Raw genomic sequence first — 25,344 nt, 5'->3', positions numbered from 1 at the left:
TCGCCGGGTTCTACTTCTGGTGGCCGAAGATGACCGGCCGGATGCTCGACGAGCGGCTCGGGAAGCTGCACTTCTGGCTGCTGTTCATCGGCTTCCACACCACGTTCCTGGTGCAGCACTGGCTCGGCGTCGAAGGGATGCCCCGGCGTTACGCGACGTACGGCGCGGACGAGGGCTTCACGCTCCTGCACCAAATCTCGTCGGTTGGCGCCTTCGTGCTCGGCGTCTCGACACTTCCGTTCCTGTACAACGTGTTCAAGTCGCGCAAGGCGCCGCTGGTCGGGGTCGACGACCCGTGGGGCTGGGGTCGGTCCCTGGAGTGGGCGACGAGTTGTCCGCCGCCGCGGCACAACTTCGAGCAGCTGCCGCGGATCCGGTCCGAGAGCCCTGCGTTCGACGTCAATCATCCTCAGATCGCGCTGTCGGAGTACCGCGACACCAGAGCGCAGGCCGACAACCTGCTGGACGCCGGTGAGGACGAGGGCCGGGTCGATCACCTCAGGGATCAGACCGAGGACTGACGTCCGTCCGCGACCGGCGGTTGCGGCGCCACAGGTAGAACACCAGCGAGCCGCCGACCAGCAGCGCCAGGAACAGGAACGAGCCGACGGCCAAGGGAACCTGGTCGAAGTCGCTGGGATCGCTGTCGGCGTCACCGGGTGGATTCACACCGGGGTACGGCGTCGACCCGAGCGTCGGCGAGGGTGTGTCCACGGCCGTGGTGAGCACGAGGATCAGTCCGACCAGGAGAACCACGAGGAACCGTCGCATCACCGCTGGTTCCCCGCCCGGACCGTTGTACACCGGCCGACGAGTCAGGAATACCTGAGGCGGGCTGCGGGGTACCGGGCGCGACATGACTGAACCGGGTGAAGAGCTGCGGGACCAAGATGCCGAGCCGACGATGAAGGCTCCTGACGAAGGTCGTCCGGACGGGACCGTCGCCGATGATGCGCCGGCGGAGCGCGACGACGAGCACGAGGGTGGGGAGCACGTCGGCCCACCAGAGTGAGGTGCACGTCGGTACGTACCGTCCGCCGGGACACGCAGCGCACAGTGGCGAGACCGGCTCGCGCCGTCGGCCCAAGCGCGCGCCTGGTGGATTGCCGCTGGGTACCGGGTGAACGATCTGATCAGCGCGGGACCGATCACTCCCGTGCGCACAAGTGCGGACTGAGTACGTCGCCGGCAGGGGAGCCGGTTCGGTCTGGGAGGCGGAGTGGAGCACAAGGAGCTGATCGAGGTGGTGACGGGGGTCGCTGATACTTTGCGAGCGCCCATCAATCTGGACGAGGCGCTCGACCGCATCACTGGCAGCGCGGTGGAGACGATTCCCGGAATCTCGTACGCCAGTCTGTCGGTGACGACGAAGGGCGGACAGATCCGGACCGTCGCGCCGACCGATCCGCTGGCCCTGCGGGCGGACGAACTGCAGTACGAGTTCCAGCAGGGGCCGTGTTTCGAGGCAGTGGTCGGTGCACCGATCGTACAGTCGGACGACCTCGCGAACGATCGGCGTTGGCCGCGCTACGGCCCGGAGGCCGCCGCGGCGCTCGGACTGACGGCTCAACTGGCCTTCCGGTGCCGGGCGGAGCCGCACGCCAGAGGCGCCCTGAACCTGTACTTCGTCGAGGCGCACGAGCTGACCGTCGAGACTCAGCAGCTCGGCGCGATGCTCGCCCACCTCTCCGCGGTGGCCCTCGGGTGGTCGCGCCTGGATCAGAGCCTGCACGAGGCCCTTACCACCCGCGAGCTGATCGGGCAGGCGGTGGGAATCCTGATGGAGCGCTACACAATTGATGCCGACCGGGCCTTCTCGTTCCTGGTCCGGACGTCGCAGAGCACCAACGTGAAGGTCCGCGAGGTCGCCGCCGGCCTGATCGCCGAGCAGGTCCCCCCGGGTGGTCGTGATCGCCCCGCCGGTGCACGTTCCGGCCGCGGCGACGAGTCGTCCTGGTTGCGCCGGGGTACCGCCCGGGCATGAGCGGGAAGTCCTCGCTGCGGTTCGTCGCGGTGGAGTGGCAGCGGAACCTGCCGGTGATCCAGAGCTTCGACGAGCTGGTCGAGTTCGTCAACGCCCGGGACGGTGTCCTGCTGCGCTACTCCAATGGGCCGTGGCACGATGCCGATGCCGGCCCGAGCCGGGACTACGAGGCGGACGTGGATCTACCCGGTCTGTCCGCCACCACGGTCACCCCGGAACCTTGGTGGCCCCGTCCACCCGAGGACTGGATCGCCCGCCGGGTCTGCAAGTACGCCGAACTAGGCGAGGAGACCGAGCGGTACCCGTGGCTCCTCACTGGCGACATCGTGGGCTGCGGCCCCGATCACGAGCCACTCGTCGTCGACGCCCGCCCGCTGGCACGCATCAGCCAGGACGCCCTGGACGAGGCACGGACGTGGTACCAGAAGCGATTCAAGGTAGGCAAGGACTCCCGCTGAGTCCGATCCGGCGGCCGCCCTCTGGCGGCTCCTTCACGTGAGGCGGCCTGGGCCACCAGCCGGCTCGCCGGTCCCGTGCGGCCGTAATCCCGAGTCGGTGGAGACGGTCGAATGTGCAGGCCGCGGACCCCATGATCGATTCAACCCGGACCTACCCTGCATCGTGCATACCGCGCATTCGACGTTCTCCGGGAACGAACCAGAAGCTAGCCAGGGACATTCGATCGGAGGATGCTGGAGACGGTCGCGCGCGCTGCTGTGGTCAACGCGCGCGACCTCGGCGACCGCTCGATCTCGAGCTCGGGCGGCAACCTGTCCACGCTGTTCCCAACCAGGCCCACGCCACACCCGCCTGTCCTGAGAGGTGCCGCACTCGCCCGTGACGGATCCCTCGGGTCAGCCGACCTGGAAGCCTTTGCCCTTCGGGCGCTCGGTACGGGTGACCTGTGAGGTCTCCGGCGACACCGCCGTACTCGCCGCCGGGCCACTTGTCCGCTGGGCCATCGCCTGGACGTTCGCCAGTACTGCCTGCTTCTCCTGTGCGGTCCTGGCCACGTCGAAGCTCTGCCAGACCTGCTGCTGGTGCTCGGGGCTCAGCCCGCTCTTCTGCAGGACCTTGTCGACCTGGCGGACCATGCGGTGGTCGTCGCGGTGCACGAAGCTGTCCAGCAGCACCTTCAGTTCGGGATTCTGCTCCGGCGAGTGCGTCAGCCATGCCCGCACGTCCTGCGTGAACTCGCGTTGCACCGCGGCCGTGTCGAGCGCAGCCCCGTCCCGTACGGCGGCCGCCGCGTCCATCACCGCGCGCAGTCCGGCCACTTTGCTCGCCTCGCGGACGGCGGCGTTCAGGTACGGCGGATCGACCAGCGCCGGGTTGCAGCCGAAGGTGCGGTCACCCTCGTCGATCAGTCGACGCTGCACCGGCCCGTTCGCGTCGAGTGCCTTCGGGTCGCCGCGGCACTGTCGATCAGGGCTTGGACCTGCAGGGCGTGCTCGCGACCCGGGTCCGCCGGCAGGACCAGGCGGTGCACGTGCGGACCGGCAGGCCGGCTGTGCCCGGCATGTGGCGTGGTGGCTCGGAGCGCTGCCCGGTCGGACCAGACCATGGCAGCCCGGCCGTCGCCCCGGAGATAACGCCGCACAGCTTGCCGTGCGAACGCGTCGGTCGGCTTCACCGCCGCGGGATCGCCGGCATGCTCGGCGGCGATCGCGGACGCGGACCGGTCCCACACCGAGTGCGCGAAGGTCACCCGGTCCAGGCGGCCTTCGCCGTTCGGCGCCGACCCGGGCAGGGCCTTGACGGTACGGGCGAACCACTCGGCCCGGTCCCGTGCGTTCGGGTCGTTCGCGAGTTCCGGCGTACGGGCGAGCAGTGAAGCGGCGGAGACCGGGTCCGGCCCGGTGACGCTGCGGGCCCACTCGCGGACCTGCTGGAGGTCCTGGGCCTGCATCCCGACCGCGGGGTCGATCCGGACCAGCAGGGTTGGCAGACCCTCGTCCAGCACGCGGTTCTCTGCCCACAGCCGGTCGGACTCGGTCATGAAGTCGTCCAGCCAGGCGAACGGCTGCCCCTGGGCACCGGCCTGGATGCTCACCGCCTTCCAGTTGGTGCCGAACGCGACCGGCCCGGCCATCGCACGGTCGATCGGCAGCACCTCCCATTGCCGCTCCAGCCCGATCGCCGCCCCGACCGTGGGGTTGGCGGCCTCGTTCCAGGTGGTGCCCCAGCGCAGGTCGACCAAGCCCTCCCGGTCGAGCTCGTTGAGCATCCGGCCGTGCTCCGGGTGCAGCCAGACCAGCAGGTTGTCCTCACCCTTCAGCCGGTACGGCGTGAAGCCGCGCTCGGCCTGGTTCTTCTGGGGGTTGAGCACACCGTCGATGTCGACCATGACCCACGGTCGCGGCATCACAACTCCACACCCGGTGGGCGGTTGATCGGAGTCACCGACGCGGGGGTCCGCCGTGCACCCTGACCGGCCGACGGGCCGACGGTCCCACCGGTGCCGAGGAAGCGGCTGAGGTCGTCGGGACCGTTGATGCGCTGCCCGGACTCCGGTGGTGGCAGCATCCCGTGCCGGTGCAGGTCGTTGACCAGACCGGCGGTGGCGTGGTCCCAGCTGCGGTGCTGCTCGAAGTGGTCGCCGAGCCGGTTCGCGGACTGTTTGGACAGCTCGGGGTTGCGCAGGTGCCACTCGGCCTTGTCGGCGAACGCCTGGTGGAACTCCTCGTACGGGAGGCCGGCCGTGTCGACGACGGCGGCGTCACCGACGCCGTTCGGCACGCTGTCCGGGTTGCTCAGGTCCATGCCGACACCGGTGTGGCTGCCGACGATGACCGGCACCCGGTAACCGGCGACCTCCAGCGGCGCCAGCTCGTAGTCACCCCAGCGGGCGGTGTGCATGACCAGGTCCGCGCCGCGGATCTCGGCGGCCATCTCGCGGGGGTCCTTGGTGTAGCTGCGAACCCGGACCGGGAACCCGGCGATGTCGGACAGCGCGCGCTCCTGGGCCGGCACGTCGGCCGCCATGGCGCCGAGCATGGTCAGCTGGACCGGCAGGCCCCGGTCGCGCAACTCGGCCGCGGTCCGGGCCGCGATGTCCGCGCCCTTCAGCGGGTCGTCGGTCCGGGTGAAGACCAGCAGGTTCTTGATCCGCTGCTGCGGGTCGAGCACGGCCGGGGTCTGCATCACCATCCCCGGCTTCAGCTCGACCACCGGCGGGGGCTTCTCGCACATCCGGGCCAGCCGGCGTCCCTCTTCGGTCAGCAGCGGACCGACGCCGACGACCAGGTCGGCCCGGTCGACCAGCTTCTGCTCGGTCCTGGTGTGCTCGTTCGACTGCTCCGGGTTGCCGCGGCCGCGGTCCATCTCGTCGGCGGTGACGTGCATGAAGTGCACGACCTTGGCGTTCGGGTAGAAGTTGTCGCGCAGGTAGCCCGCGGCGCCGCCCGAGAACCGGCCGTGGCCGATGATCAGGTCGACGTCCTCGGGCAGGTTGTCGGCTCGCAGCAGTTGGGCGCGGGCGTCGGTGACACCGGGCACGGGCTCGAGCACCTGGATGTGGACGTTGGGGTGTACGTCCTGAGCGTCCGGCGTGGTGACGCGAGTGGTGACGTGATGACCCATCCGGGCCAAGGACAGCGACACCTCGCGGTTGACGGCGAACGGTCCGCCGCCGTACCACTTGTCGGCCAGGCTCAGCACACGGAGCTGGCGGGCGGCGGGCAGACCTTCGAACGGGTTCGACATCGTTGTTTCCTCCGGAGTCCGGCTCAGCCACGCAGGCCGGCGGCGGAGTAGAACCGCTCGACCAGGTCGTCGGTCAGGACCGCGAGCTGCTCGGCGTCCGGGCTGATCGCGCCGCGCCGGGCGTCGTACCGCAACCGCGCGGAGAGCTCGCGCAGCAGGGTGGCCGCGACCAGGGCCTCGGTGCCCGCCAGTTCCACGCCGTGGCTCGACTCGGCGCCGAATCGCGGGTCGAGCGACTCCCGCGAACTCGCGACGTGCTCGGCGAACGAGACCGGGCTCCGGACCGGCTCGCCGGCGTCGTCCCAGGCGTGCTGATGCGTGCTGAGCAGGTGCCGGCTGGGATCGACCGCGACTGTCTCGGAACTCATGGCGCACAGGCTCCCACGCGAAGGGTCTACGAGCTGCCTGGTCAGCGGCCCCTGTGACCGAGCCAACGACCGGTTCCCGGAAGGGTGCGACTGGATGTCGAGAGCCGGCCGGCGGCTCCGTCTCAGGTGTAGCTGCGGCCGGAGTGGCCGCACCGTCGCGAAGGAAGGTCAGTCATGCGGAAGCTCGTGGTTCAGCAGTGGGTCACCGTCGACACCATCGCCGCGGAGGAGGACGGTGGCCTCTCCTTCGTCGCGGGAGAGCCGTTCGACGACAAAGTCACCGACAACCCGTTCCAGAACAACCTGATGGCGTTCATCGACTCGGTCGACACGATGATCCTCGGCGCCACCACCTACAACCAGTCCAAGGGCGGGTGGCCGTACGCCGAGGAACAGGGCGAGTACGGCCGGAAGCTCAACAACCTCACCAAATTCGTCGCCTCGTCGACGCTGCAGGACGCGCCGTGGGGCGACTTTCCGGCCGCGACCGTGACGCGCGAACCGGCCGCCACCATCCGCGAGCTCAAGGAGCAGAGCGGCAAGGACATCTGGTTGTGGGGGAGCCTGACCCTCATGCGCTCCCTGCTGGACGCCGGCGTCGTCGACGAGGTCCGGATGCTGGTCTGCCCGGCAACCCGCGGCAAGGGAACACGCCTCTTCGCCGACCCCCGCAACCTGAAGCTGATCGAGGCCTCGTCGTTCGACAACGGCGTAGCCATCCTCCGCTACGAGGTCTGAGAGGTCCCTCTGCACGCCGGCCGTCAGCGGGGGCGCTGCGCTCACTTCGTGGCGGCGAGGGCTTGGACCATGAGCTCGTTGCGGGCGTCCTGGCCGTAGGGGACGGTGGTGTGGATGCCTTGGCGCAGGTACATGGTGAGCCGGGCCGGTTTGGCGGCGAGGTACTCGGCCCAGCGGACGATGCGCAGGTTGGGGTGGCGTTTCTGGGCGTCGGACAGTTGCAGGTTGATCCAGGCGGTGTTGCGCTGGTCGGCGAGCTGGACCGAGGCCGACTGGTTGCTGCGAGCGACCTGGATGTTGCACCAGACCACCGTCCGGTTGGGGCCGGCGATCTTCATCGTCCGCTCGATCTGGGCCGCGAGCACGGGCGGGTTGAAGATGTCGTTGGTCCCGGTCGCCATCAGTATCCGGCGCGGCATCCCGTACTTCGTGGCCCACTCCTGGAGCGCGTCGACGGCCGGCGTGGTCGGGCGTCCGGACCAGTTGTGCACCGCCATGATGTCGCCGGTGCGGTCCTTCAGCCGGGTGGCCAGTGCCTTGCCGTCCTGGACGGCGATGCTGTCGCCGAACATGAACACACCGTCCCTGGCGACGACGGCCTGGACCGCCGCCTCGCCGGTCAGCGCCCTGCTGGAGGTTGTCCAATTCAGCAGTTCGCCCGACCCGTAGGAGTTCGCGGCTTCGGCGGTCTGCGTCGACACCACCGCGGTCGCGGCCGCGGCGGCCCCGGCGACGATGAGCTGGCGGCGGCTCGGCTTCACCGAGTGACAGAAATTCCTCACGGGGAGTAACTGTGAGGCCTGCCCGCCGGTTTTGGCAAGACCCGTTTTCACTGTGGACTGTCCTCTCACCTGTGATAGCAGAGCCCGGCCTCGCCCTTGTTCATAACGATTTCAGCCACCCGTCGGAAGCTGCTGTAACGGCGAGTGCCTTCGCACCGATAAATTCGGCTCACCGCCGCAACGCATCACGCTGTGTAGCCCCGCGGTCGACCCCGCCGACCGCGATCACCCCGCACCACGGGCGCGTCTGCTCCCGGGACTGGACGTCAGGGTTCGACGCGCGGGCGTGGGGTACTCATGACGGACTCGATCCCGGCGGAAAGGCGACTGCTGTCATGGTCGGTTCCGAAGATGTCGATCCCGTGGTGGCAGAGCGGGCTCAGCCGCGCCGGTCGATCGTGGTGTGTGCGGTGATCGGCGCGGCGGTGATGGCCGCGGTGGACGAGATCGTGTTCCACCAGCTCCTGGCCTGGCACCATTTCTACGACCGCTCGACCGGCGAGGTCGGACTGCTGTCCGACGGGCTCCTGCACACCGCGGAACTCCTGGCGCTGGTTGCCGGGTTCGTCCTGTACGCCGACCTGCGGCGTCGTCGCGCGCTCTCGCCGGCGCACGGACGGGCCGGCTTCTTCCTGGGCGCGGGCGGGTTCCAGTTGTTCGACGGGATCGTCGACCACAAGCTGCTGCGCCTGCATCAGATCCGGTACGGCGTCGACGTCACGCCGTACGACTGGGCGTGGAACCTGGCAGGTCTGGTGCTGGTACTGATCGGGATCGCGTTGGCCGTACGCGCGAGGCGCCGTTCCCGGACTGGATCGACCGGGTGACCCCGGCGCACGTCCATCCCGCGCCCGCCGCTGCGAGCCTGGGACTCCTGGAGTCGGTGGTGGTGGCCGCGACCTTGGTGGTCGCCGCCGCGTATGTGCTGTGCGTTGTCCGGCTCCGGCGCCGCCGAGACAGCTGGCCTTGTGCGCGGCTGATCTCATTCACAGCCGGGCTCGGTGCGGTGGTCTGGGCAGTGCTGGGCGTGCCGCTGAGTGGGCCGTTCACCGCGCATATGGCCCAGCACCTTCTCGTTGGCATGGGGGCCCCACTGTTGATCGTCCTGGGCCGACCTCTCACCCTGCTGTTGCGTGCCTTGCCCCCCGGTCGTGTCCGGCGGGGTCTAGTCCGGCTGCTGCACTCCACACCCGTCGGCTGGCTGGTGGTTCCACCCGTGGCCGCCGTTCTCGACGTTGGCGGCCTGTGGCTGCTCTACCGCACCGACCTGTTCGCCGAGAGCCAGGACAGGCCACTGCTGCACGCCGCGGTCGATGCTCACGTGCTCTTCGCCGGGCTCCTGTTCACCTTCGCCGTGTGCCAGCTCGACCCTGTCCACCGCCGGTGGAGGTACGCGGCTCGCGGCACCACGCTGCTGGCGGCCGGTGCCGCCCACGCGGTACTCGCCAAGAGCCTGTACGCCGCCGCACCGCCAGGCACCGCGTTCACTGCCACTGACCTGCACGCCGGCGCCCAGTTGATGTACTACGGCGGCGACGTGGTCGGAGTCGCCCTCGCAGTCACCTTGGCGGCCCGGTGGTACATCACGACCGGCCGATCTCTCACCCGTCGCGCGAAGGCAGCCGCCGTCTTACCGCGCTGACCGGACTCGGCGGCCCGATGCCCGGCATGTCCGTGGCTCACGTCACTTGTCCGCTCAGGACCTCCGAACCACAGCTTGACCGCGTCACGGGGCCGCCCGCCGCGCCCGGCCCGACGAGTGGTCCCGCCAACCCCACCGCGCCTGGCGCGCGGCGTCGTACACCGGGACCTGCTGCACGCGACCGTCGTACGGTTCGGGCTGGGTGGCGGTCACGCCGGTGTCAGGCTGATCAGCAGGCCGTCTCCAGCGGGGTCGACACGCAATCGGATGCCGTCTTGGTCGACGCTGACCGGACAGGTCTCGCCGGTCCATTCGTCGGTCAACCGGAACTCGCCTTCGACCTCGGCCGGCCGGACGCGGATCTCGTCGGTTCCGCCCGGAACGCCGACCGCGAGCAGAACCCGGCCGTCCGCGGTCGAGGCCTGGACCGCGTCGTAGCGTTCGAGGTCGACCTGTGGCCGGTGAACGGTGGCCGTACGGAGAGGATCGCGCCACCGTTTGAAGAGGGCGGCAGCCTGCGCAAGCGTCTCGCGGGTCTCGGCGGACCAGCTCTCCGGGTCGTCCATCAGCACCCACGGACCACCGATGACGTACGGCGCGATCCGGGCCCGCGGCGGTAGGTCCTCGGCACCCATGTACGCGCTTTGCCAATCGAGCGGCAGATACCGGCCGAGACCCACCTTCGCGAGACTGTTCCACCGGGCGACGCAGTGATCCTCGGTGATCGTCGTGTGGTGACTGCGGATCATGGCCAGGTCCAGCGGCCGGACACCGTTCCAGCAGTTCTCGACAACCAGCTGAGGAAACTCGGCCTTGAGAGTACGCAGGATGTGGTGCCAGGCAAGCTCCGCAGCGTGTTCACCGGCGCCGGGGTCGTGGGTGTGGTCGTCCCGGTCGCAGCGAGCGATGGATTCGAAGTCGTGCAGGAACCAGGTCAGCCGGAAGTCCGTGACCAGCCGGCGGAGCTCATCCTGGATCCAGTCGCGCGCCGGGTCGTGCCCGAGGCAGATCGCATGGTTCTCGAAGCTCAGCCTCGGCGTACTGCCACGCCAGGTGGCCAGCCAGTCGGGATGCTCGAGTGCGACGGGGGAGCGGGGGTCGGCGTTGCCGAAGCCGCACCACACGCCGAACCCCATCCCGCGTTCGCGCGCCTGGTCCGACAGCCACCGCAGGCCGGTGCCGAACCGGTCGTTGGCGTGCCAGTCACCGACCGACCGCTCCCAGCCCTTGTCCACCACGAAGACCTCGGCACCGATCGCGGCGGTCGCATCCATCATCGTCAGGATGCGTTCGGTGGAGGTGTTCTCCTGGACGCCCCACGAGTTCGCCACCAGACACGGGAACTCCGCAGCGGCGGGCATTCCGGACAGATCCGGAGCAGACACCACCTCATCGATCACCAGCGAACGCAAGGCGGACGCGCCCGCGTCCAATCCGCCGGGGACCACGGCGAGCCAGCCGATCGGCCCGGCCGTGTTCCACAGCTCGCTCCCGGACCGCGGGTGGAACGTGTCTGCGGGCAATCTGCTGACGATTCGCGCCCTGCCGTCGCGAACCGACACCTCGGTGGTGAGCGAGCCGCTGTACTCCCACGCCAGTACGACACAGTGCCCGCCGGACTCCACCAGCGTCCAGGCCGCCGCGTCCTGATGGTCCTCGTGCGCGCCGGGTGCATCGCCCGCCAGATAGCGATGGCCGTCCCCGGCGTCCGGGAACCGCATCGGCTTTTTGTTGCGGTGGGCAACGGCGTCGGCGGTGCCGTACGGGCCGGCGTGCAGGCAGATCGTGCTGCCGCCGGTCAACCTCCTCCTCGGCGCGACCACACCGCGCAAACCGGCGTCCCAGCTGAACGGATGCAACCACTCCATCATGACGGCGTTGGTGGCGAATTCGATCTCGATCAGCGCGGCACCTTGGCGAAGAGTCGTGGTCAGGCGCTGGAACGGTCCGGCGTGGCTTTCGACCGCGGCTCGGGAGACCGACAACGGCACAGAGAACTCAGTCACGCGGAGCCGCCTTTCGCTTAGGGTTGAGCCCGTGGAGAACGTGGTGGTGGTGACCGGGGCAGCCAACGGCATCGGTGCGGCCATCGCCGGCCTGCTGGTCGAGCGACAGTGGACGGTCGTCGGTCTGGACCGTGACGAACCACGGCTCCGGCGCCTGGCCGACGAGCTCGGATCGACGTTCGCCGGCGTCACCGGCGACGTCACTCGTCGTTCGGACCACGAACGGGCGAGGCAGACGGCCACCGAGCGGGGAACGTTGGCCGGCTGGGTCAACAACGCCGGAATCGAGCGGCCGACGACCGCCCGGGCACTGGACGAGAACGACCTGCAGGCGATCGTCCAGGTGAACCTGGTCGGGACGATGCTCGGGTGCGCGGTCGCCACCGAGGCGTTGCGGGACGCCGGGGGAGCGATCGTCAACATGTCGAGCATCCACTCCCTGGCCGGCTTCCCGGAGTCGTTCGTCTACGCCGCGACGAAGGGCGGAATCGACGCGATGACGCGGCAACTCGCCGTCGAGGAGGCCGCGCACGGGATCCGGTGCAACGCGGTCCGGCCGGGGGCGGTGATGACACCGCTGACCCAGTCCTTCCTGGACGCGGCCGACGATCCCGCCGCACTGCTCGACGAGTACGCCGACCTGCACCCGATCCGGCGCCTGATCGAACCGGTCGAGATCGCCCGCGTGGTCGCGTTCCTGCTGTCGGACGAGGCGAGCTTCGTCAACGGCGAGTCGATCACCGTGGACGGCGGCGCGACGGCGCGCTGCTATCCGTACCCGAGCTGACGGCACGGGTCACCCGTCCCGGGTCAGCAGCCAGAGGACCGACGTCTCGCTCTTGCCCGGAGCAACCAACCCCTCCTTGCCGAGGTCGCGTCCGGTACGGCGCTCGACGCGCTCGTCGCCATCGAGGACGGCGATGGTGTACGTCGCGTCCGGATCGAGCCCGACCGGCACGACAGGACCCCAGTCACCGGTCGGAGGCAACCTGAAGCCGGCGAGCAGATGCCGATCGCCGGCGGTCAGCTGGTACGCCGGCTGACGCCGGCCCTTCTCCTCGCGCAAAGGCTGTTCGGTCAGCGGTATCAGCACACCGATCTCGACCAGCGGCCGGATGATCGAGCGGAAACTGCGGACGTGCTGTCCCAGTCGTTGCAGGAGGTCCAGCCGCATCTCGGTGAGCCGCACCGACACACCGAAGCGGTGCAGCAACGCGGCCCGCATCTTGGTGTCGAACTGCGCCGTCGTCATCAGCGTGCCCGAGTAGTCGGCCTTCTGGAACCGGTGCTCGCCACGCCACTCGCTCTGCGGCCAGTGCAGCAGTTGACGCGGCGGCAGCAGTTGGGCTGCTCCCCAAAGGCAGGTCAGGGCATGCTCGGTCCAGTCGGGGTCGGAGAGGAAGAAGGCGTCGACGTGGGCCGCCAGTCCGGCATCGATCCGCAGTCCACCGGACGAGCAGGCCTCGAAGACGGTCTCGGGGTAGGCCGCTCGGAGGCGGTCCAGGACGTCGTACAGGCCCAGGTAGTGGCGTAGTAGTCCGTCCTCCGGACCGTGCCCGTGGTCGTCGCGCGAACAGCCGGAGCCGGGGTCCAGGTTGAAGTCCCACTTGATCCAACGCGCAGTCGTGGTCTCGATCAGTCCGGACACGGTCGTGTAGAGATGTTCCCGGCCGGCCGGTGCGCCGAGGCAGACATAGCCGAGGCTGCCTGCCGTGCTGTCGGTGGCCAGCAGTTCGGGACGTTCACCGGCGATGGACGCACGGGCGCCGACGGCCTCCGCCTCGACCCAGATGCCGAACTCGATGCCGCGGGCGCGCGTCTGTTCGGCGAGCCAATGCAGTCCGTGCGGGAAGCGCTCGGTGTTGACCCGGTGCCAGTCACCGCGTTCGGCGTACCACTCGCTCGCGGCGTCCGGACGACCGAACCAGCCGGCGTCCAGGACCGCGACCTCGAGTCCCAGCTCGGCGGCGATCGCGGCGTTGTCGAGGAAGACGTCCTCGGTGATCTCGACGTCCTCGTAGGGCCACCAGTGGTTCCACTCGGTCAGCAGTGGCGGTCCGGCCGGGACCTGCTCGGCCAGATGCCGCGCCAGGGTCGCGGATGCTGTTGGCCGGGAGTCGCCCCAGGCGACGCTCACTTCCGGCAGCGTGAACGATTCGCCCTCGGTGAGGACGATCCGTTGGCCGTCGGGGTGCAGCTCGATGTCGATCCGGACGCCGTCCCCGGTCGGTGTGGTCGCGATTCGCCAGTTCCCACTCCAGTGCAGGGTCAGCACATACACTCCGGAGTCGGTCTCGACGGCGAGCCACGGTACGGCGCCCTGCGTCGACCGGCCGGCGGTCACGTGAAGCTCCCCCGGTTGTCCGGTCGGCAACGCCACCGGCTCGAACTCCAGCCCCCACCTGCTGGTGAACCCGGTGATCTGTGTTGCGGCGGGCAACGTGATCGCGCCGATCCGGGGCGCCCAGCCGCCGGGTTCGGACGGTCCCGTCGCGGTCACGGCGTACGTGCCGGCACCGGTCCGCCGGCGCACCACTCGGACCTCGGCTCCCGGGAGAGCGGGTGTCAGTACGGGCGTCTCGATCAGGATCACGTCCTTCGGGCTGAGGGTTGGAGTACGACCTTGCCGGCCGGATGGCCTTTGATCAGTTCCTCGTACCACCGCTGGCCGTCGGTGAGATCGGCCCGCACGATCTCACCGCGGAAGACGATGTCACCGCGACCGAGCAGCTCGACCGCCGTACCGAACTCTGCCGGGCTGTAGGCGAAGCTGGTGGTGCAGGCGACCTCGCGGCGGATCAGGTCGCGCAACGGCAGCATGCCGTCGGCCGAGTGCAGGCCGACGAAACAGACGTCCCCACCGGGTCGAGCGGCCAGCGTCGCCGCCGCCCGGGTGTCGGCGCTGCCGACCGCGTCGAACACCGCGTCGGCGCCGAGACCGCCGGTGAGCTCCTTGGCGTGCCGGACGAGCTCCGCGGGTTCGTCGCTGAGCCGCCGGGCGCCGCCTGCCTCGGCGGCGGCGACGCGGCCGTCGACGCGTTCGGTGAAGAACAGTTGCTCGACGCCTCTGGCCCGCAGTACTTCCAGGAGGAGCAGGCCGATGGGACCGGCCCCCAGGACCAGGGCCGATCCGCCGGCTCTGATCCGGGTCCGGCCGACCGCCCGCAGGGCGCAGGCCGTCGGCTCGGCGAACACGCTGGAGCTGGGATCGGCCAGATGATCGACGCGGTGGACGGCATCGGCCGGTACGACGACCAGCTCCGCGTTGCTGCCGTTGAGATGACCGCCGAGCAGTTTGCGCTGCGGACAGACGTTGCCGTGTCCCGCCAGGCAGATCGGGCACGTCCCGCACGACCTGAGCGGGTTTGCGGTGACCAGCGTGCCCAACGGCAGCCGTTGCCCCGACCCTACGTCGGCCGCGTAGGCGTCGACCGCGCCGACGAACTCGTGGCCGAACACCAGGCCGGGCTTGCGCAGACCGTCCGTACCGAGGAACCCGCCCAGCTCCGAGCCGCAGATCCCCGACTGGGTGACAGCGATCCGTACCTCACCAGGGCCCGGTTCCGGGTCGTCGAGGGTAACGATGTCGAAGTGTTCGACGTCGCTGAGCACCAGCGCCCGCATGACGCTCCTCAGCCGAGCAGCTTGGTCGCGGCGTCCTGCATCTTCTGGGCAGCAGCCTGTGGGGCCAGCTTGTTGTTCAGCAACTGCTCGAAGTTGGTGCCGTAGACCTCGTTGAAGATCTGCTGCATGTTCGCGGTGTAGATGTCGCCGATCCGCGCGTTCTCCAGGTTCTTCATCGCGGCGTCGAAGCCCTCGGGCATGCCGCGCAGCATGTCCTGGGACTGCCGGGCCGCGTTCTGCAGCGGGATCCAGTCGTGGTCCTTGGCCATCTGTGGCTGGAAGTCGGTCGCGCTCCAGGTGGCGAACGTCTGCGCCGCGGTCAACGCGGCCGACTGCCGCGGGATCACCCAGCCGCCGAGCCAGTACGGCGCGATGCTGTTGCCCTGGTACTTCGGCAGTGGCGCCATCGCCCACTCGTCCTTCATCTGCTGGAAGGAGGCGATGTTCCAGGTGCCGTCGGCGATCATCGAGTACGCGCCGGAGGCGAAGCCGCCGTTGTTCTGCGCGATCCCGGCCCGCTCGTCCGGCCGCGGCGCGATGTGCTTGGCCCACATCATGTCCTGGACGTACTTCATCGACTCGACCACCTTCGGGTCGGTCATCTGGAACCTGGTCGGCTCCAGCGGCCTGTCGACGAACGCCGTACCGGCCGCCCAGGCCAGCGCCTGGATGCCCCACCAGATGCCGAGCGCGCCGATGTCGAGACCCCAGCGAGTCACCTTGCCGCCGGCCGACTTCTGCAGCTTGGGCGCGGTCTCGATCACCTTGTCCCAGGTCCAGGTCTCGTCCGGGTAGTCGAGGCCGGCCTGGTCGAAGTGGCTCCTGTTGTAGAACATCGCCATCGACTGGATGTTCTCCGGCACACAGAACAGGTTCTTCTCGTCGAACTTCCACGGCTCGTACAGCTTGGTGGGATACGCCTTGTCGTCCATCATCGGCGTGTTGTCGATCACCGGCTGCTCGTTGAAGACCAGGTTCCGCTTGTAGTGGGCGTAGGCCTGCACATCCCAGTAGTAGATGTCGAACGGCTTGCGGGCGGCGTACTGCAGCTGCACCTTCTGCCAGTACTGGTCGTACGGCAGGAAGTTGATCTTGGCGGTGAACTTGCCGGCGTGCTCCCGGTTGAACAGCTCGATCCGCTTGCGGAAGTTCGCGTCGATGGTCGGGCCGTTGGTCCAGGCGTAGATGTCCAGGTTGGTCTTGCCGACGACGGCGGTGCCGGTCGGGGCCGGGGCCGGCGCGGGTTGTGAGCCCGAGCCGTTGCCGGAGCAGCCGAACAGCCCGGCTGTTCCGGCGGCGGTGAGGCCGCCCAGCAGGGTGCGGCGGCTCACGGTGGTGTTCGACATGGTCGTCTCCTTCGACGTGACGTGCGGCTACTTGTTCACACCGCTGACGGCGATGCCCCGGATGAAGTAGCGCTGGGCCAGCAGGAAAACCAGGATCGACGGCAGCGCGGCGATCGTGGTCGCGGCCATCGTGAGGTGAATCTGCGGCCCGATCCGGGGTGAGCCGCTGAAGTACGAGAGCGCGACGGCGATGGTGTACTTCGACTCGTCGGACAGGTAGATCACCGGGCCGAAGAAGTCGTTGTAGGCGGCAATGAAGGTGAAGACGGTGACGGTGGCGATCACCGGCCAGCTCAGCGGCAGGAAGATCGCCCACCAGATCCGCAGGTAGCCGGCACCGTCGATCCGGGCGGCCTCCTCGAGCTCGCGCGGGATGCCGAGGAAGAACTGCCGGAACAGGAAGATGAAGAACGCGGTGCCGAAGTACGCCGGCAGGATCAGCGGCTTGAAGGTGTTCAGCCAGCCGAGGTGGTTGAACACGATGTACGTCGGCACCAGGGTGACCGTGGTCGGCAGCATCAGCGTCGCCATCAGCACCATGAAGATCGCGTTCCGGCCGGGCGCCTTCAGCCGGGCGAACCCGTAGGCGCTGAACGAACAGCTCAGCAGCGTGCCGAGAACGACCAGCCCGACGATGGTCGCGGTGTTCAGGATGTAGCGCTGGAAGGGCACCAGCTCGAACACCTCGGCGTAGTTGTGCCACTGCGGACTGAAGACCCAGATCGGCGGTGTGACGAACACCTGGCCGGCCGACTTGAGCGACGTCAGCACCATCCAGACCACCGGCATCAGGACGGCGAAGCAACCGACCGACAGCACGACGAGCCGGATCCAGATCCCCAGCGGCAGCCGTCGGCGGCTCATCGGTCGTCCTCCGTCGCGGTGTGCACCCACATGGGCGTCGACCGGAACACGAGGAGGGTGAGGACGAGGATGATCGCGAACGCGACCCAGGCGATCGCGGAGGCGTAGCCCATCTTCAGGTACTCGAACGCGTTCTGGTACAGGTACACCGAGAGCAGCAGCGTGGAGTTGTTCGGTCCGCCCTGGGTGAGCACGAACGGTTCGGCGAACACCTGGAGGCTGTTGATGATGCCCATGACGAGGTTGAACAGCGTGACCGTGGACAGCATCGGCACGGTCACGTGCAGGTGCTGCCGGAACGTCGAGGCGCCGTCCACCCGCGCGGCCTCGTAGAGCTCCTTGGGGACCCCCTGAAGCCCGGCGAGGTAGATCAGCATCGTGCCGCCGAAACCCCACAGGCTCATGAAGATCAACGCCCGCAGGGCCCACTGCTCGTCGGTCAGCCACGCCGGACCCTGGAGTCCGACCTTGGCCAGCGCGGCGTTGACCAGGCCGTACTCGCCGTTGAACATCCACTTCCAGACCATCGCGACGGCGACACCGCTGATCACGCTCGGCAGGTAGTAGGCGGACCGGAAGAACTTCAGCCCGGGCAGCTTCGCGTTCAGCAGGATCGCCAGCACCAGCGCGATGACGAGCGTGGCGGGGACGCTCACCACGCCGTAGATCAGGGTCACACCGAGGGACTTGCGGAAGATCGGGTCGGCGAACAGGGCGCCGTAGTTCTCGGTGCCCGTCCAGATCGGCGACGTCAGCATGTCGTAGGAGGTGAAGCTCAGGCCGAGCGAGGCGATCATCGGGCCGAGCGAGAACAGCAGCAGGCCGAGCACCGCCGGCGCGATGAACACGTAGCACCACAGCGCCTGCCGACGGGTCATCGTCAGGCGCGGTCGTGGCGACCGGCTCACGGACGGCCGGTCGGCGACAGGTCGGACGACGACACGTTGTTGCGTCATGACTCCCCTGTTCCAATTATCGGAACGACGTTCCTGTCAGCGGGATCTATTGGCATACTAGGACAGATCACGGCCGCGTCAACCCCGTCGAGACCAAACTGGTGCAACGATGGAAACCGGCCCCGGACGAAGGTGGAGGTCGATGGCGCCGAGTGCGGATCGTGCTGCCGATGCACGTGCGCTGACCGGATCGGCGCGCGTGCTCGCGGTGCTGCGTCACTTGGCCGAACACCCCGGCGGGTCACGTCTGGGGGAGGTGGCCGCGGCTCTCGGAGCGCCGAAGGCCAGTGCCCACCGGGCTCTCGGATCACTGGTCCAGCAGGGATTCGCCCGGCAGGACGCGCAGGGTGTCTACCATCTCGGCTTCGACCTGCTCCGCTTGGTGTTCGGCTACCACGAGGCGAGAGCGCCCAGCCTCACCGTGGGCCCGGTCCTGCGACGCCTCGCCGAGGAGACCGGCGAGACCACGCACTACGGAGTCCTTGTCGAGGGCAACATCATTTACCAGGCGAAGGTCTCGCCCAGCCGGTCGACCTTCCAGATGAGCTCGGTCATCGGCGGCTCGAACCCGGCGTACCGCACAGGTCTCGGCAAGGCGCTGCTGATGCACGAGCTCACCGACCGCGCGGACGTCGATCGCTACGTCGCCGAGTACGGGCCGCTCGAGCCGCGGACGCGGCACACCCTCTGTTCGCCCGACGCGCTGCACAAGGCCCTCGTCGACGCCCGGCGCAACGGCTACGCGCTCGACCTGCAGGAGAACGACCTCGGCATCGTCTGCATCGCGCTGCCGCTGTTCCTGGACTCACCGAGCCGCCCGACCGGCGCGATCAGCATCAGCGCCGTGGGCAGCCGGACGACGCCGGACGATCTCGTCGGCTGGCTGCCGCGGATCCGCGAGATCGTCACCGAGGAGCTGGGCAGCGCGGTGCTGCAACCGGCCGACCCACCCACCGGAGCATAGATGTCCACCACTGCGTCAGACCTGACGATCACCGATGTCGAGGCGGTCCATCTGCGGTTGTCCAGTGTGGACGCGGCTCGCTGTGACGGCACGCAGGACACCCTGCTGGTCTTCGTGACCGCCAGCGACGGCACCGTCGGCGTCGGCGAGGTGGACTCGGCGCCGCTGGTGGCCAAGGCGGTGGTCGACGCCGAGCCGTCGCACCTGATCGCCCGCGGCCTGCGCTCGATCCTGCTCGGCCGCAACCCGCTCGACCTCGAGGTCGCCTGGCACGCGATGGTGGAGGGCAGCCGGTACTTCGCCGGTGGCGCGACGATGCACGCGGTCAGCGGCGTCGACATCGCGTTGTGGGACCTGGCCGGCAAGGTGCTCGGGCTGCCGGTCGCACGGCTGCTCGGCGGGCCGCGCACCGACCGGCTCACGGCGTACGCGAGTCTGGTCATGCCGGACACGCCGGAGCTGGCCGCGAAGGCCGCGGCCGGCCATGCCGAGCAGGGCTACCGGGCGATCAAGTTCGGCTGGGGGCCGATCGGGCAGGACCTCGGCCTCAACGAGGAGCTGGTCAAGCAGATCCGGCGGGCGGTGGGCGACGAGGTCGACGTGATGATCGACGCCGGCCAGGTCTGGGACACCAAGACCGCGCTGCGGATGGCGGCCATGTACGCGGACTATGGCATCGCCTGGCTGGAGGAACCTGTTGCCCCGGACAACATCGCCGGCTACCGCGAGCTGTCCCGCCGGAGCTCGCTCACGATCGCCGGAGGCGAGCAGGAGAGCAGCTACGCCGCCTTCGAGACACTGATCGACGACGGCGAGCTCGACCTGATCCAGCCGGACCTGGCCCGGTGCGGCGGCCTGACCGCCGGCCGGCGACTGGCCTGGCTGGCGCACACCCGCCATCGCCGGCTGGTCCCGCACGCCTTCAAGAGCGGCGTTCTGGTCGCGGCGTCGACGCACTTCGCGGCCGCGATCCCGAACGGCGGACTGATCGAGCACACCGTGTCGACCTCGCCGATCGCCCGCGACCTGGTCCGGCGTGAGATCTCGTTCGCCGACGGCTGTGTCACCGTGCCGCTCGACCGGCCCGGTCTCGGGGTCGAGGTCGACGCCGACGTGATGGACAGGCTTCGTGTCGGCTAGGCCTCGCCTGTCCACCGAATGGTCGCTGGCAGGGCAGCCCGCGGTGATCCTGGAGAACACGGTGACCCGCGTCGTCGTGCTGCCCGGGCTCGGCGGCAAGGTCTTCAGCATCGTCGACAAGCGGGTGGACCGCGAGCTGCTGTGGCGCAACGACCGGGTCCCGCTCCGGCCGGCCGCCTTCGGGTCGAGCTACGACGACCAGTTCATCGGCGGCTGGGACGAGCTCTATCCCACCGACGTCCCGGAAGAACTCGTGGGCGAACCGCTGCCGGACCACGGCGAGCTGTGGGCGGTTCCCTGGGCATCGAGTACGGGGGCGTCGGCCGACGAGGTCTGGCTCGAGCTGAGGGTCCGGGGCGCCGTCACCGGGACCGAGGTGAGCAAGCGGTTGACGCTCGGTACGGGCGCCGAACTGGTGACCGACTACCGGATCACCAACCGCGGACGGACCGATCAGCCGTTCCTCTGGAAGACCCACGTCGCCGTCGCGCTTCAGCCGGACACGGTCGTCGACATGGCTGCCACAGACGTTCTGGTGCACGAGTTCGGCAGTCCGAGGGCACGTCCGGCCGACGGCCACATCACCTGGCCTTGGCTGTCGGCGGACGGCGTACGTCATGATCTGCGAACGCTGCCTGACGCCACCGAGCGGGGCGTCTCGGAGTTCTTGCTGGCAACTGCGCTCGAACGCGGCGAATGCGGCGTACGGCATCCGTCCGCCGGGACCGGTCTGCAGCTGACCTGGGACCGTGCCGACTTGGCGTCCTGTTGGCTGTTCGCCTCGTACGGCGGGGGCTGGCGAGGACTGGACGTCCTTGTGCTGGAACCTTGCACCGGTTACCCGTTGTCTGTCGGCGAAGGTGTCGAGGCCGGCACGCATCAGGTGCTCGCCGCTGGTGCGACGAAGTCGTGGCAGTTGACCGCTCGACTGACCCAGTGACGCTATCCGCAGAGCGTGGCCGTTTGTGCTGGCGTGAGGTGAACAGCGGGCTGGGCTCGTAGCAGGAGGGTGAGCTGTGCTGCTGTCTCCAGCTCCTCCGAAAGCTCGACAGCGGAGTCCAGGGACTCACCTGCGACGACCGAGCCGTGATTCGCGAGCAGGATGACGTGATGCTTCGCAGCCAGCTTTTCCACTCCGTCGCCGAGTGCGCTGCTCCCGGGCTTGGCGTACGGCGCCAGCGGGACGTCGCCCAGCCGCATCACCCGGTACGGCGTCAGCGGCGGCAACTGTGCCAGGCCCCGCCCGTCCGGCGGCAGGCACGCACAAGCAGTCGCGTACGGCGAGTGGAGGTGGACGACCGCGGTCGCCTGCGGACGTTGACGATAGACCGCAAGGTGAACGGGCAACTCCTTGGACGGCCGCGGCCGGTTGCCGACGGGTGATCCGGCGTCGACCTGGGCGAGGTCGTCGGCCCGCACCCGTCGCAGAGCCGAGCCCGTCGGCGTGATGAGTACCTGATCGCCCACTCGCACGCTGACGTTGCCGGAGCTGCCGGGAGAGAGCCCGGCGCCGGCGAGGTGGCGGCAGGCTTCGACGACCCGCTCCCTCAGTTCGGCGAGTGGGTTGCCCCGGCCGCTCACGGGCCGACCGTCCATGCGGTCTCGAACAGATCTGGATCACCGAAGTTGCCGGACTTCAGCAGCAGCGCGATCGATCGATCCTGAACCGTTGTGACGGTCCACGGCACGCCGGGGGCGGCCAGGGCGCCGATGCGCAGGGTCTTCGCTCCGAGAGCAGCCGCGACGGCCCCGGACGTCTCGCCACCGGCCACGATCATCCGCCGTACCCCCAGCTTGCCGACGGCCGTGACGGCCAGCTGGGCCAGCGCGTCTTCGACGAGGGCGGCCGCTTTGTCCTTGCCCAGTTCGGTCTGAGCGTCTCTCACGTCGCTCGGCGCTGCTGTGGCCGACAGCAAGACGGCCGAGTCGTCCCGTCGTACGGCCTCCTCGAGTTGCTCGGTCAGCCTCTGGATGGTCGAGGAGTCGGCTGCCAGGGCGAGCGGATCCACCCTGACGATCTGTCCGCGGAAGGCCGCGACCTGTTCGCGGGTTCGTTCGGATCCGCTGCCGGAAATGATCAGTCGTGGACCGGGTTCGGCCTGCGGCAGCTCGGACGGACGGCTGTGCTGACTAGTGCCGGGGAAGTGGGTGCGTGCCAGGGCGACGGCGAGCCCGGCCGCGCCACCGATGACTACCGGTCGCTCGAGTCGCAGAACGGCCTCGGCCACATGGTCCAGGTCGGCGTCGTCGGTGGCGTCGACGAGCAGATGCCGGTGCACGCCGCGCGATGCCGCGACCGCGTCCGCGATCGCCGTCGGACCGCGACGTACAACCGGGTGATCGATGAGACCGACCGAACGATCCGTCTGCCGCGCAAGCACCCGGACCAGGTCCGGGTGCGTCATCGGCGTGAGCGGATGATTCCGCAGCGACGACTCCGACAGCAGTCGCCCGTCGACGAACAGATGACCGAGGTACTGCGTCCGGCCGACCTGCGGCGTGGCCGGCGTACCCACGCTGATCGCGCCCGGACCCGCCAGTTCGACGAGGGCATCGGCGACCGGGCCGATATTGCCCTCAGCCGTCGAGTCGAACGTCGAGCAGTACTTGTGGTAGACGTACCGGACGCCGGCGAGGGCACGAGCCGCCGCGGCGGATTCCTCGACAGCGGTCGCGGGTTCGACGGTTCGCGACTTGAGGGCGACCACGGCGCAGTCGACCTCGGACGGGATCGGCTCCGTCGGAACGCCCAGCGTCACCGAGGTCCGGAGTCCCGCGTCCGCGACGCCGCCGGCCAGATCGCAAGCGCCGGTGAGGTCGTCGGCAACGACGCCGAGCAGTGGCCTGGTCATGGCGCCACCACCAGCCGGGCGCCTCCGCTGCGCAGGAGCCGCTGCTGGTCGGCGGTGACTGCGCTGTCGGTGACGACCACGTCGACCAGATCGAGCCGGCCGAACCTGATCGGTGCCCGCGCGCCGATCTTCCGGTGGTCCACCAACAGGATCGTGGTCACGGCCACGTCGGCCATGCGCTGCTTGATGCTCGCGTCCAACGCGTTCGCACACAGCAGTCCTGAACTGTCCACGGCAGTCGCCGACAGTACGGCGGCATCGACCGACAGACTCGCGAGGCCTGCCTCGGTCGCCGGTCCGGTGAACGATCGGGTGTCCCACTGATACGTGCCACCGAGCGCCACCAGTTCGACGTCGTCTCGGGCGGCGCAGGTGCTGATCACCGGCAAGGAGTGGGTGACCACGGTGGCGCCCTTGGCAACCAGGCCGGCGAGCGGCGCGACCGTCGTACCGGCGTCGAGGGCGAGGGTGGTGGCGTCGGCGAGGAGCTCCGCACACGCTGCCGCGATGGATCGCTTCTCTCCGGTCGAGGCGCGGTCGCGTTGGTCGAACGGCTCGCCGCCGCCGGCCGGCAGACTGGCGCCGCCCGTCACCCGGCGGGCAATCCCGTCCAGGTCGAGCTGCCGGAGATCGCGACGGATGGTCATCTCGGAGACGCCGAGCTCGAGGGCCAAGCCGGCTGACGAGACGTACCCGTCCGCCGTCAGCCGGCGGACGAGTTCCGCACGTCGGGCGGATGCTCCGGTGTAGCGCACGCGCTCACTCAAACTCACCGCATGCGGCAATGTCAACGTTCGCACATCAATTGCATATTTGTCCGAACTCGAACAAACTGGACCGCATGACTCGTGTCGGACTCCTGCACACGGTGCCGGCGCTGGCCGGCGTCTTCCAGCAGCTGGTGGCTCATCAGGATCGCTCGCTGCAACAGGTGCACGTCGCCGATCCGGAGCTGCTGGCCACCGCCATCAGGGACGGTGTCACCGACGAGGTGTTCGGTCGGGTCCGGCAACACGTCGAGTACCTCGCCGGCGACGGCGCCGCGGCCGTCCTCGTGACCTGCTCGTCGATCGGTGAAGCGGTGGAGGCGGCCGCGACCGCGGTCGAGGTTCCCGTCCTCAGAGTCGACGCGCCGATGGCCGCCGAGGCGGTGGGGGCCGCCGGCGAGGGCGGCCGCATCGCGGTGCTGGCGACCCTGGAAGCGACGCTCGGTCCGACCGGGCGACTGATCGAGCGCACCGCGGCCGGACACGGCATCGCGGTCGAGGCCACCGTCGTCGAAGGCGCCGCGGCGGCACGGGCCGCGGGCGACCAGAACAAGCACGACGAGCTGATTCGCGAGGCGGTGAAGAGCACACACGCCGATGCCATCGTGCTCGCGCAGGCCTCGATGGCGCAGGCAGTCTCCGGCCTCGGAATCGACACTTTCACCTCCCCGGCGGCCGGTGTGGCCGCGCTGCTCGCAGCAGTCGACTCACGTCGAGCGTGAGTCGCTACACCCGGCGACGCACAGCGCCGGGTTTCGTGTCGGACCGTGTCGTCCCGGATCGACTGGGCACCTGGAGACAAGTTCCCAGTCCGTCCGGGGAGACGCGGAAGGCGCCGTTGACGATGTCCGACTCGACCTTGGTTGGCCGCCTCCTGGCCGGTCGGTACCGGCTGCTCGCGACCCTGGGCCGGGGCGGCATGGGCGTGGTCTGGCAGGCGCGGGACGAACTGCTCGGCCGCACGGTCGCGGTCAAGCAGATCCTGCTGCCGCCCGAGCTTCCCGACACCGAGCGCGAGATCCTGCGGCGGCGGACGCTGCGTGAGGCCCGCTCGGCCGGCCGGCTCAGTCACCCGAACGTCGTCACGGTGTTCGACGTCGTGGAGGAGGACGGACGTCCCTGGATCGTGATGGAGATGGTCGACTCCACCACGCTGGCCGATGCGATCCGTGAGTACGGGCCGTTGCCACCGGGAGAGGTCGCCCGGATCGGTCTTCAGGTACTGGCCGCACTCCAGGCCGCTCACCGCGCCGGCGTACTGCACCGGGACGTCAAGCCCAGCAACGTGCTGCTCACGGGCGAGGGCCGCGTCGTGCTGACGGACTTCGGCATCGCCACGCTGGAAGGCGATCCGTCGTTGACGACCTCCGGTGCGTTGCTCGGGTCGCCGGCCTTCATCGCGCCGGAGCGGGTCCAGGCGCAGGGCGTGGGGACGGAGTCCGATTTGTGGTCCCTCGGTGCCACGATGTACACCGCGGTGGAGGGGCGGCCGCCGTACGACCGGGGTGCTGCGCTGCCGACGCTGGCCGCGGCCGTCACCGAACCGCCCGATCCGCCGCGGCTGGCCGGGCCGCTTTGGCCGGTGCTCGACGGTCTGTTGCGCAAG

General features: G+C 69.2%; 29 protein-coding genes. 13 read left to right on the top strand and 16 right to left on the bottom strand.

Annotated elements, in window-relative coordinates:
* Positions 1 to 521 (top strand): cbb3-type cytochrome c oxidase subunit I (locus E1218_RS23960; protein WP_233712423.1); only part of this gene is annotated, 521 nt, incomplete at its 5' end.
* Here E1218_RS23960 and E1218_RS23955 read toward each other — a convergent pair.
* Positions 499 to 771 (bottom strand): hypothetical protein, encoded by a 273-nt coding sequence (locus E1218_RS23955; RefSeq protein WP_132323833.1) that lies wholly within the window; start codon positions 769 to 771, stop codon positions 499 to 501. The genes E1218_RS23960 and E1218_RS23955 overlap by 23 nt on opposite strands.
* Before the next feature lie 85 nt (positions 772 to 856).
* On the opposite strand from E1218_RS23955, the gene E1218_RS36225 reads away from it, so the two are divergent.
* The 3 genes from E1218_RS36225 (at position 857) to E1218_RS23945 (ending at position 2,442) form a co-directional block, all read left to right on the top strand.
* Complete coding sequence (locus E1218_RS36225) at positions 857 to 1,012, top strand: hypothetical protein (protein ID WP_165949395.1); 156 nt, start codon at positions 857 to 859, stop codon at positions 1,010 to 1,012.
* Between the two features lie 207 nt (positions 1,013 to 1,219).
* Positions 1,220 to 1,984, top strand: coding sequence for a GAF and ANTAR domain-containing protein (locus E1218_RS23950; RefSeq protein ID WP_233712422.1), 765 nt, complete (start codon positions 1,220 to 1,222; stop codon positions 1,982 to 1,984).
* Positions 1,981 to 2,442 carry a DUF6098 family protein gene (locus E1218_RS23945; RefSeq protein ID WP_132323829.1) on the top strand — a complete coding sequence of 154 codons (462 nt, stop codon included), beginning with the start codon at positions 1,981 to 1,983 and terminating at the stop codon, positions 2,440 to 2,442. Before E1218_RS23950 ends, E1218_RS23945 begins: the two co-directional genes overlap by 4 nt.
* Positions 2,443 to 2,838: 396 nt before the next feature.
* Here the strand turns inward: E1218_RS23945 and E1218_RS23940 are convergent, their stop codons facing one another.
* The 4 genes from E1218_RS23940 to E1218_RS23925 are packed head-to-tail and all read right to left on the bottom strand — an operon-like array spanning position 2,839 to position 6,057.
* Positions 2,839 to 3,363, bottom strand: a complete 525-nt coding sequence (locus E1218_RS23940) for a hypothetical protein (protein ID WP_132323827.1) — start codon at positions 3,361 to 3,363, stop codon at positions 2,839 to 2,841.
* Complete coding sequence (locus E1218_RS23935; protein ID WP_132323825.1) at positions 3,348 to 4,349, bottom strand: HAD domain-containing protein; 1,002 nt, start codon at positions 4,347 to 4,349, stop codon at positions 3,348 to 3,350. The genes E1218_RS23940 and E1218_RS23935 overlap by 16 nt, the downstream gene beginning before the upstream one ends.
* Entirely contained in the window at positions 4,349 to 5,689 is a 1,341-nt protein-coding gene (locus E1218_RS23930; protein WP_132323823.1) for a glycosyltransferase family 4 protein, read from the bottom strand. Before E1218_RS23930 ends, E1218_RS23935 begins: the two co-directional genes overlap by 1 nt.
* Before the next feature lie 23 nt (positions 5,690 to 5,712).
* Positions 5,713 to 6,057 (bottom strand): hypothetical protein, encoded by a 345-nt coding sequence (locus tag E1218_RS23925; protein ID WP_132323821.1) that lies wholly within the window; start codon positions 6,055 to 6,057, stop codon positions 5,713 to 5,715.
* Positions 6,058 to 6,231: 174 nt separating this feature from the next.
* Between E1218_RS23925 and E1218_RS23920 the strand changes: the two genes are divergently transcribed.
* On the top strand, positions 6,232 to 6,795 hold the full coding sequence (locus tag E1218_RS23920; RefSeq protein ID WP_132323819.1) for a dihydrofolate reductase family protein: 564 nt from the start codon (positions 6,232 to 6,234) through the stop codon (positions 6,793 to 6,795).
* Positions 6,796 to 6,836: 41 nt separating this feature from the next.
* On the opposite strand, the gene E1218_RS23915 is transcribed toward E1218_RS23920, so the two are convergent.
* Positions 6,837 to 7,577 (bottom strand): SGNH/GDSL hydrolase family protein, encoded by a 741-nt coding sequence (locus E1218_RS23915; RefSeq protein WP_233712421.1) that lies wholly within the window; start codon positions 7,575 to 7,577, stop codon positions 6,837 to 6,839.
* Positions 7,578 to 7,912: 335 nt separating this feature from the next.
* Between E1218_RS23915 and E1218_RS23910 the strand changes: the two genes are divergently transcribed.
* Both E1218_RS23910 and E1218_RS23905 read left to right on the top strand, forming a co-directional pair.
* Positions 7,913 to 8,404, top strand: coding sequence for a DUF2243 domain-containing protein (locus E1218_RS23910; protein ID WP_132323817.1), 492 nt, complete (start codon positions 7,913 to 7,915; stop codon positions 8,402 to 8,404).
* Entirely contained in the window at positions 8,401 to 9,219 is an 819-nt protein-coding gene (locus E1218_RS23905; protein WP_202866159.1) for a cytochrome c oxidase assembly protein, read from the top strand. Before E1218_RS23910 ends, E1218_RS23905 begins: the two co-directional genes overlap by 4 nt.
* Before the next feature lie 84 nt (positions 9,220 to 9,303).
* Here the strand turns inward: E1218_RS23905 and E1218_RS37825 are convergent, their stop codons facing one another.
* Positions 9,304 to 9,432, bottom strand: coding sequence for a hypothetical protein (locus E1218_RS37825; RefSeq protein ID WP_267900322.1), 129 nt, complete (start codon positions 9,430 to 9,432; stop codon positions 9,304 to 9,306).
* Positions 9,429 to 11,225, bottom strand: a complete 1,797-nt coding sequence (locus E1218_RS23900; RefSeq protein ID WP_165949394.1) for a glycoside hydrolase family 36 protein — start codon at positions 11,223 to 11,225, stop codon at positions 9,429 to 9,431. Before E1218_RS23900 ends, E1218_RS37825 begins: the two co-directional genes overlap by 4 nt.
* Before the next feature lie 31 nt (positions 11,226 to 11,256).
* Here E1218_RS23900 and E1218_RS23895 point away from each other — a divergent pair, with 31 nt between their 5' ends.
* A complete protein-coding gene (locus tag E1218_RS23895; RefSeq protein WP_165949393.1) occupies positions 11,257 to 12,012 on the top strand; it encodes an SDR family NAD(P)-dependent oxidoreductase in 756 nt (251 codons plus the stop codon).
* 9 nt (positions 12,013 to 12,021) lie between these two features.
* On the opposite strand, the gene E1218_RS23890 is transcribed toward E1218_RS23895, so the two are convergent.
* Genes E1218_RS23890 through E1218_RS23870 form a run of 5 tightly spaced genes read right to left on the bottom strand, consistent with a single transcriptional unit; the run spans position 12,022 to position 17,937 of the window.
* Positions 12,022 to 13,818, bottom strand: coding sequence for a glycoside hydrolase family 36 protein (locus tag E1218_RS23890; protein WP_132323811.1), 1,797 nt, complete (start codon positions 13,816 to 13,818; stop codon positions 12,022 to 12,024).
* Entirely contained in the window at positions 13,815 to 14,849 is a 1,035-nt protein-coding gene (locus E1218_RS23885) for a zinc-dependent alcohol dehydrogenase (protein ID WP_132323809.1), read from the bottom strand. Before E1218_RS23885 ends, E1218_RS23890 begins: the two co-directional genes overlap by 4 nt.
* A gap of 8 nt (positions 14,850 to 14,857) precedes the next feature.
* Positions 14,858 to 16,195 carry an ABC transporter substrate-binding protein gene (locus tag E1218_RS23880; protein ID WP_132323807.1) on the bottom strand — a complete coding sequence of 446 codons (1,338 nt, stop codon included), beginning with the start codon at positions 16,193 to 16,195 and terminating at the stop codon, positions 14,858 to 14,860.
* Between the two features lie 27 nt (positions 16,196 to 16,222).
* On the bottom strand, positions 16,223 to 17,059 hold the full coding sequence (locus tag E1218_RS23875; RefSeq protein ID WP_132323805.1) for a carbohydrate ABC transporter permease: 837 nt from the start codon (positions 17,057 to 17,059) through the stop codon (positions 16,223 to 16,225).
* Complete coding sequence (locus E1218_RS23870; protein WP_132323803.1) at positions 17,056 to 17,937, bottom strand: carbohydrate ABC transporter permease; 882 nt, start codon at positions 17,935 to 17,937, stop codon at positions 17,056 to 17,058. The genes E1218_RS23875 and E1218_RS23870 overlap by 4 nt, the downstream gene beginning before the upstream one ends.
* 220 nt (positions 17,938 to 18,157) lie before the next feature.
* Between E1218_RS23870 and E1218_RS23865 the strand changes: the two genes are divergently transcribed.
* The 3 genes from E1218_RS23865 to E1218_RS23855 are packed head-to-tail and all read left to right on the top strand — an operon-like array spanning position 18,158 to position 21,059.
* Complete coding sequence (locus E1218_RS23865; protein ID WP_165949392.1) at positions 18,158 to 18,979, top strand: IclR family transcriptional regulator; 822 nt, start codon at positions 18,158 to 18,160, stop codon at positions 18,977 to 18,979.
* A complete protein-coding gene (locus E1218_RS23860; RefSeq protein WP_202866158.1) occupies positions 18,980 to 20,119 on the top strand; it encodes a mandelate racemase/muconate lactonizing enzyme family protein in 1,140 nt (379 codons plus the stop codon).
* Complete coding sequence (locus tag E1218_RS23855) at positions 20,109 to 21,059, top strand: aldose epimerase family protein (RefSeq protein WP_132323799.1); 951 nt, start codon at positions 20,109 to 20,111, stop codon at positions 21,057 to 21,059. Before E1218_RS23860 ends, E1218_RS23855 begins: the two co-directional genes overlap by 11 nt.
* Before the next feature lie 2 nt (positions 21,060 to 21,061).
* On the opposite strand, the gene E1218_RS23850 is transcribed toward E1218_RS23855, so the two are convergent.
* The 3 genes from E1218_RS23850 to E1218_RS23840 are packed head-to-tail and all read right to left on the bottom strand — an operon-like array spanning position 21,062 to position 23,744.
* On the bottom strand, positions 21,062 to 21,700 hold the full coding sequence (locus tag E1218_RS23850) for a class II aldolase/adducin family protein (RefSeq protein ID WP_202866157.1): 639 nt from the start codon (positions 21,698 to 21,700) through the stop codon (positions 21,062 to 21,064).
* Positions 21,697 to 22,971, bottom strand: coding sequence for a 3-oxo-tetronate kinase (otnK, locus tag E1218_RS23845; RefSeq protein ID WP_132323795.1), 1,275 nt, complete (start codon positions 22,969 to 22,971; stop codon positions 21,697 to 21,699). Before otnK ends, E1218_RS23850 begins: the two co-directional genes overlap by 4 nt.
* Positions 22,968 to 23,744, bottom strand: coding sequence for a DeoR/GlpR family DNA-binding transcription regulator (locus tag E1218_RS23840; RefSeq protein WP_202866156.1), 777 nt, complete (start codon positions 23,742 to 23,744; stop codon positions 22,968 to 22,970). Before E1218_RS23840 ends, otnK begins: the two co-directional genes overlap by 4 nt.
* A gap of 11 nt (positions 23,745 to 23,755) precedes the next feature.
* On the opposite strand from E1218_RS23840, the gene E1218_RS23835 reads away from it, so the two are divergent.
* Together E1218_RS23835 and E1218_RS23830 are read left to right on the top strand one after the other, a co-directional pair.
* Positions 23,756 to 24,460: an aspartate/glutamate racemase family protein gene (locus tag E1218_RS23835; RefSeq protein ID WP_132323793.1), complete on the top strand. Its 705-nt coding sequence runs from the start codon at positions 23,756 to 23,758 to the stop codon at positions 24,458 to 24,460.
* Between the two features lie 122 nt (positions 24,461 to 24,582).
* On the top strand, positions 24,583 to 25,344 hold a 762-nt coding region (locus E1218_RS23830), incomplete at its 3' end, for a serine/threonine-protein kinase (protein ID WP_132323791.1).

It is taken from the genome of Kribbella turkmenica, assembly GCF_004348725.1.
GTDB classification, from domain to species: Bacteria; Actinomycetota; Actinomycetes; order Propionibacteriales; family Kribbellaceae; genus Kribbella; species Kribbella turkmenica.
This window is presented reverse-complemented; position numbering and strand designations above follow the sequence as displayed.

Excerpts from the sequence above, each read along its gene's own strand:
- E1218_RS23920 (WP_132323819.1), top strand. The coding sequence starts at position 6,232 with ATGCGGAAGCTCGTGGTTCAGCAGTGGGTCACCGTCGACACCATCGCC.
- E1218_RS23860 (WP_202866158.1), top strand. The coding sequence starts at position 18,980 with ATGTCCACCACTGCGTCAGACCTGACGATCACCGATGTCGAGGCGGTC.
- E1218_RS23880 (WP_132323807.1), bottom strand. The coding sequence starts at position 16,195 with ATGTCGAACACCACCGTGAGCCGCCGCACCCTGCTGGGCGGCCTCACC.
- E1218_RS23875 (WP_132323805.1), bottom strand. The coding sequence starts at position 17,059 with ATGAGCCGCCGACGGCTGCCGCTGGGGATCTGGATCCGGCTCGTCGTG.
- E1218_RS23835 (WP_132323793.1), top strand. The coding sequence starts at position 23,756 with ATGTCAACGTTCGCACATCAATTGCATATTTGTCCGAACTCGAACAAA.
- E1218_RS36225 (WP_165949395.1), top strand. The coding sequence starts at position 857 with ATGACTGAACCGGGTGAAGAGCTGCGGGACCAAGATGCCGAGCCGACG.
- E1218_RS23910 (WP_132323817.1), top strand. The coding sequence starts at position 7,913 with ATGGTCGGTTCCGAAGATGTCGATCCCGTGGTGGCAGAGCGGGCTCAG.
- E1218_RS23870 (WP_132323803.1), bottom strand. The coding sequence starts at position 17,937 with ATGACCCGTCGGCAGGCGCTGTGGTGCTACGTGTTCATCGCGCCGGCG.
- E1218_RS23865 (WP_165949392.1), top strand. The coding sequence starts at position 18,158 with ATGGCGCCGAGTGCGGATCGTGCTGCCGATGCACGTGCGCTGACCGGA.
- E1218_RS23885 (WP_132323809.1), bottom strand. The coding sequence starts at position 14,849 with ATGCGGGCGCTGGTGCTCAGCGACGTCGAACACTTCGACATCGTTACC.
- E1218_RS23935 (WP_132323825.1), bottom strand. The coding sequence starts at position 4,349 with ATGCCGCGACCGTGGGTCATGGTCGACATCGACGGTGTGCTCAACCCC.
- otnK (WP_132323795.1), bottom strand. The coding sequence starts at position 22,971 with ATGACCAGGCCACTGCTCGGCGTCGTTGCCGACGACCTCACCGGCGCT.
- E1218_RS23945 (WP_132323829.1), top strand. The coding sequence starts at position 1,981 with ATGAGCGGGAAGTCCTCGCTGCGGTTCGTCGCGGTGGAGTGGCAGCGG.
- E1218_RS23955 (WP_132323833.1), bottom strand. The coding sequence starts at position 771 with ATGCGACGGTTCCTCGTGGTTCTCCTGGTCGGACTGATCCTCGTGCTC.
- E1218_RS23925 (WP_132323821.1), bottom strand. The coding sequence starts at position 6,057 with ATGAGTTCCGAGACAGTCGCGGTCGATCCCAGCCGGCACCTGCTCAGC.
- E1218_RS23930 (WP_132323823.1), bottom strand. The coding sequence starts at position 5,689 with ATGTCGAACCCGTTCGAAGGTCTGCCCGCCGCCCGCCAGCTCCGTGTG.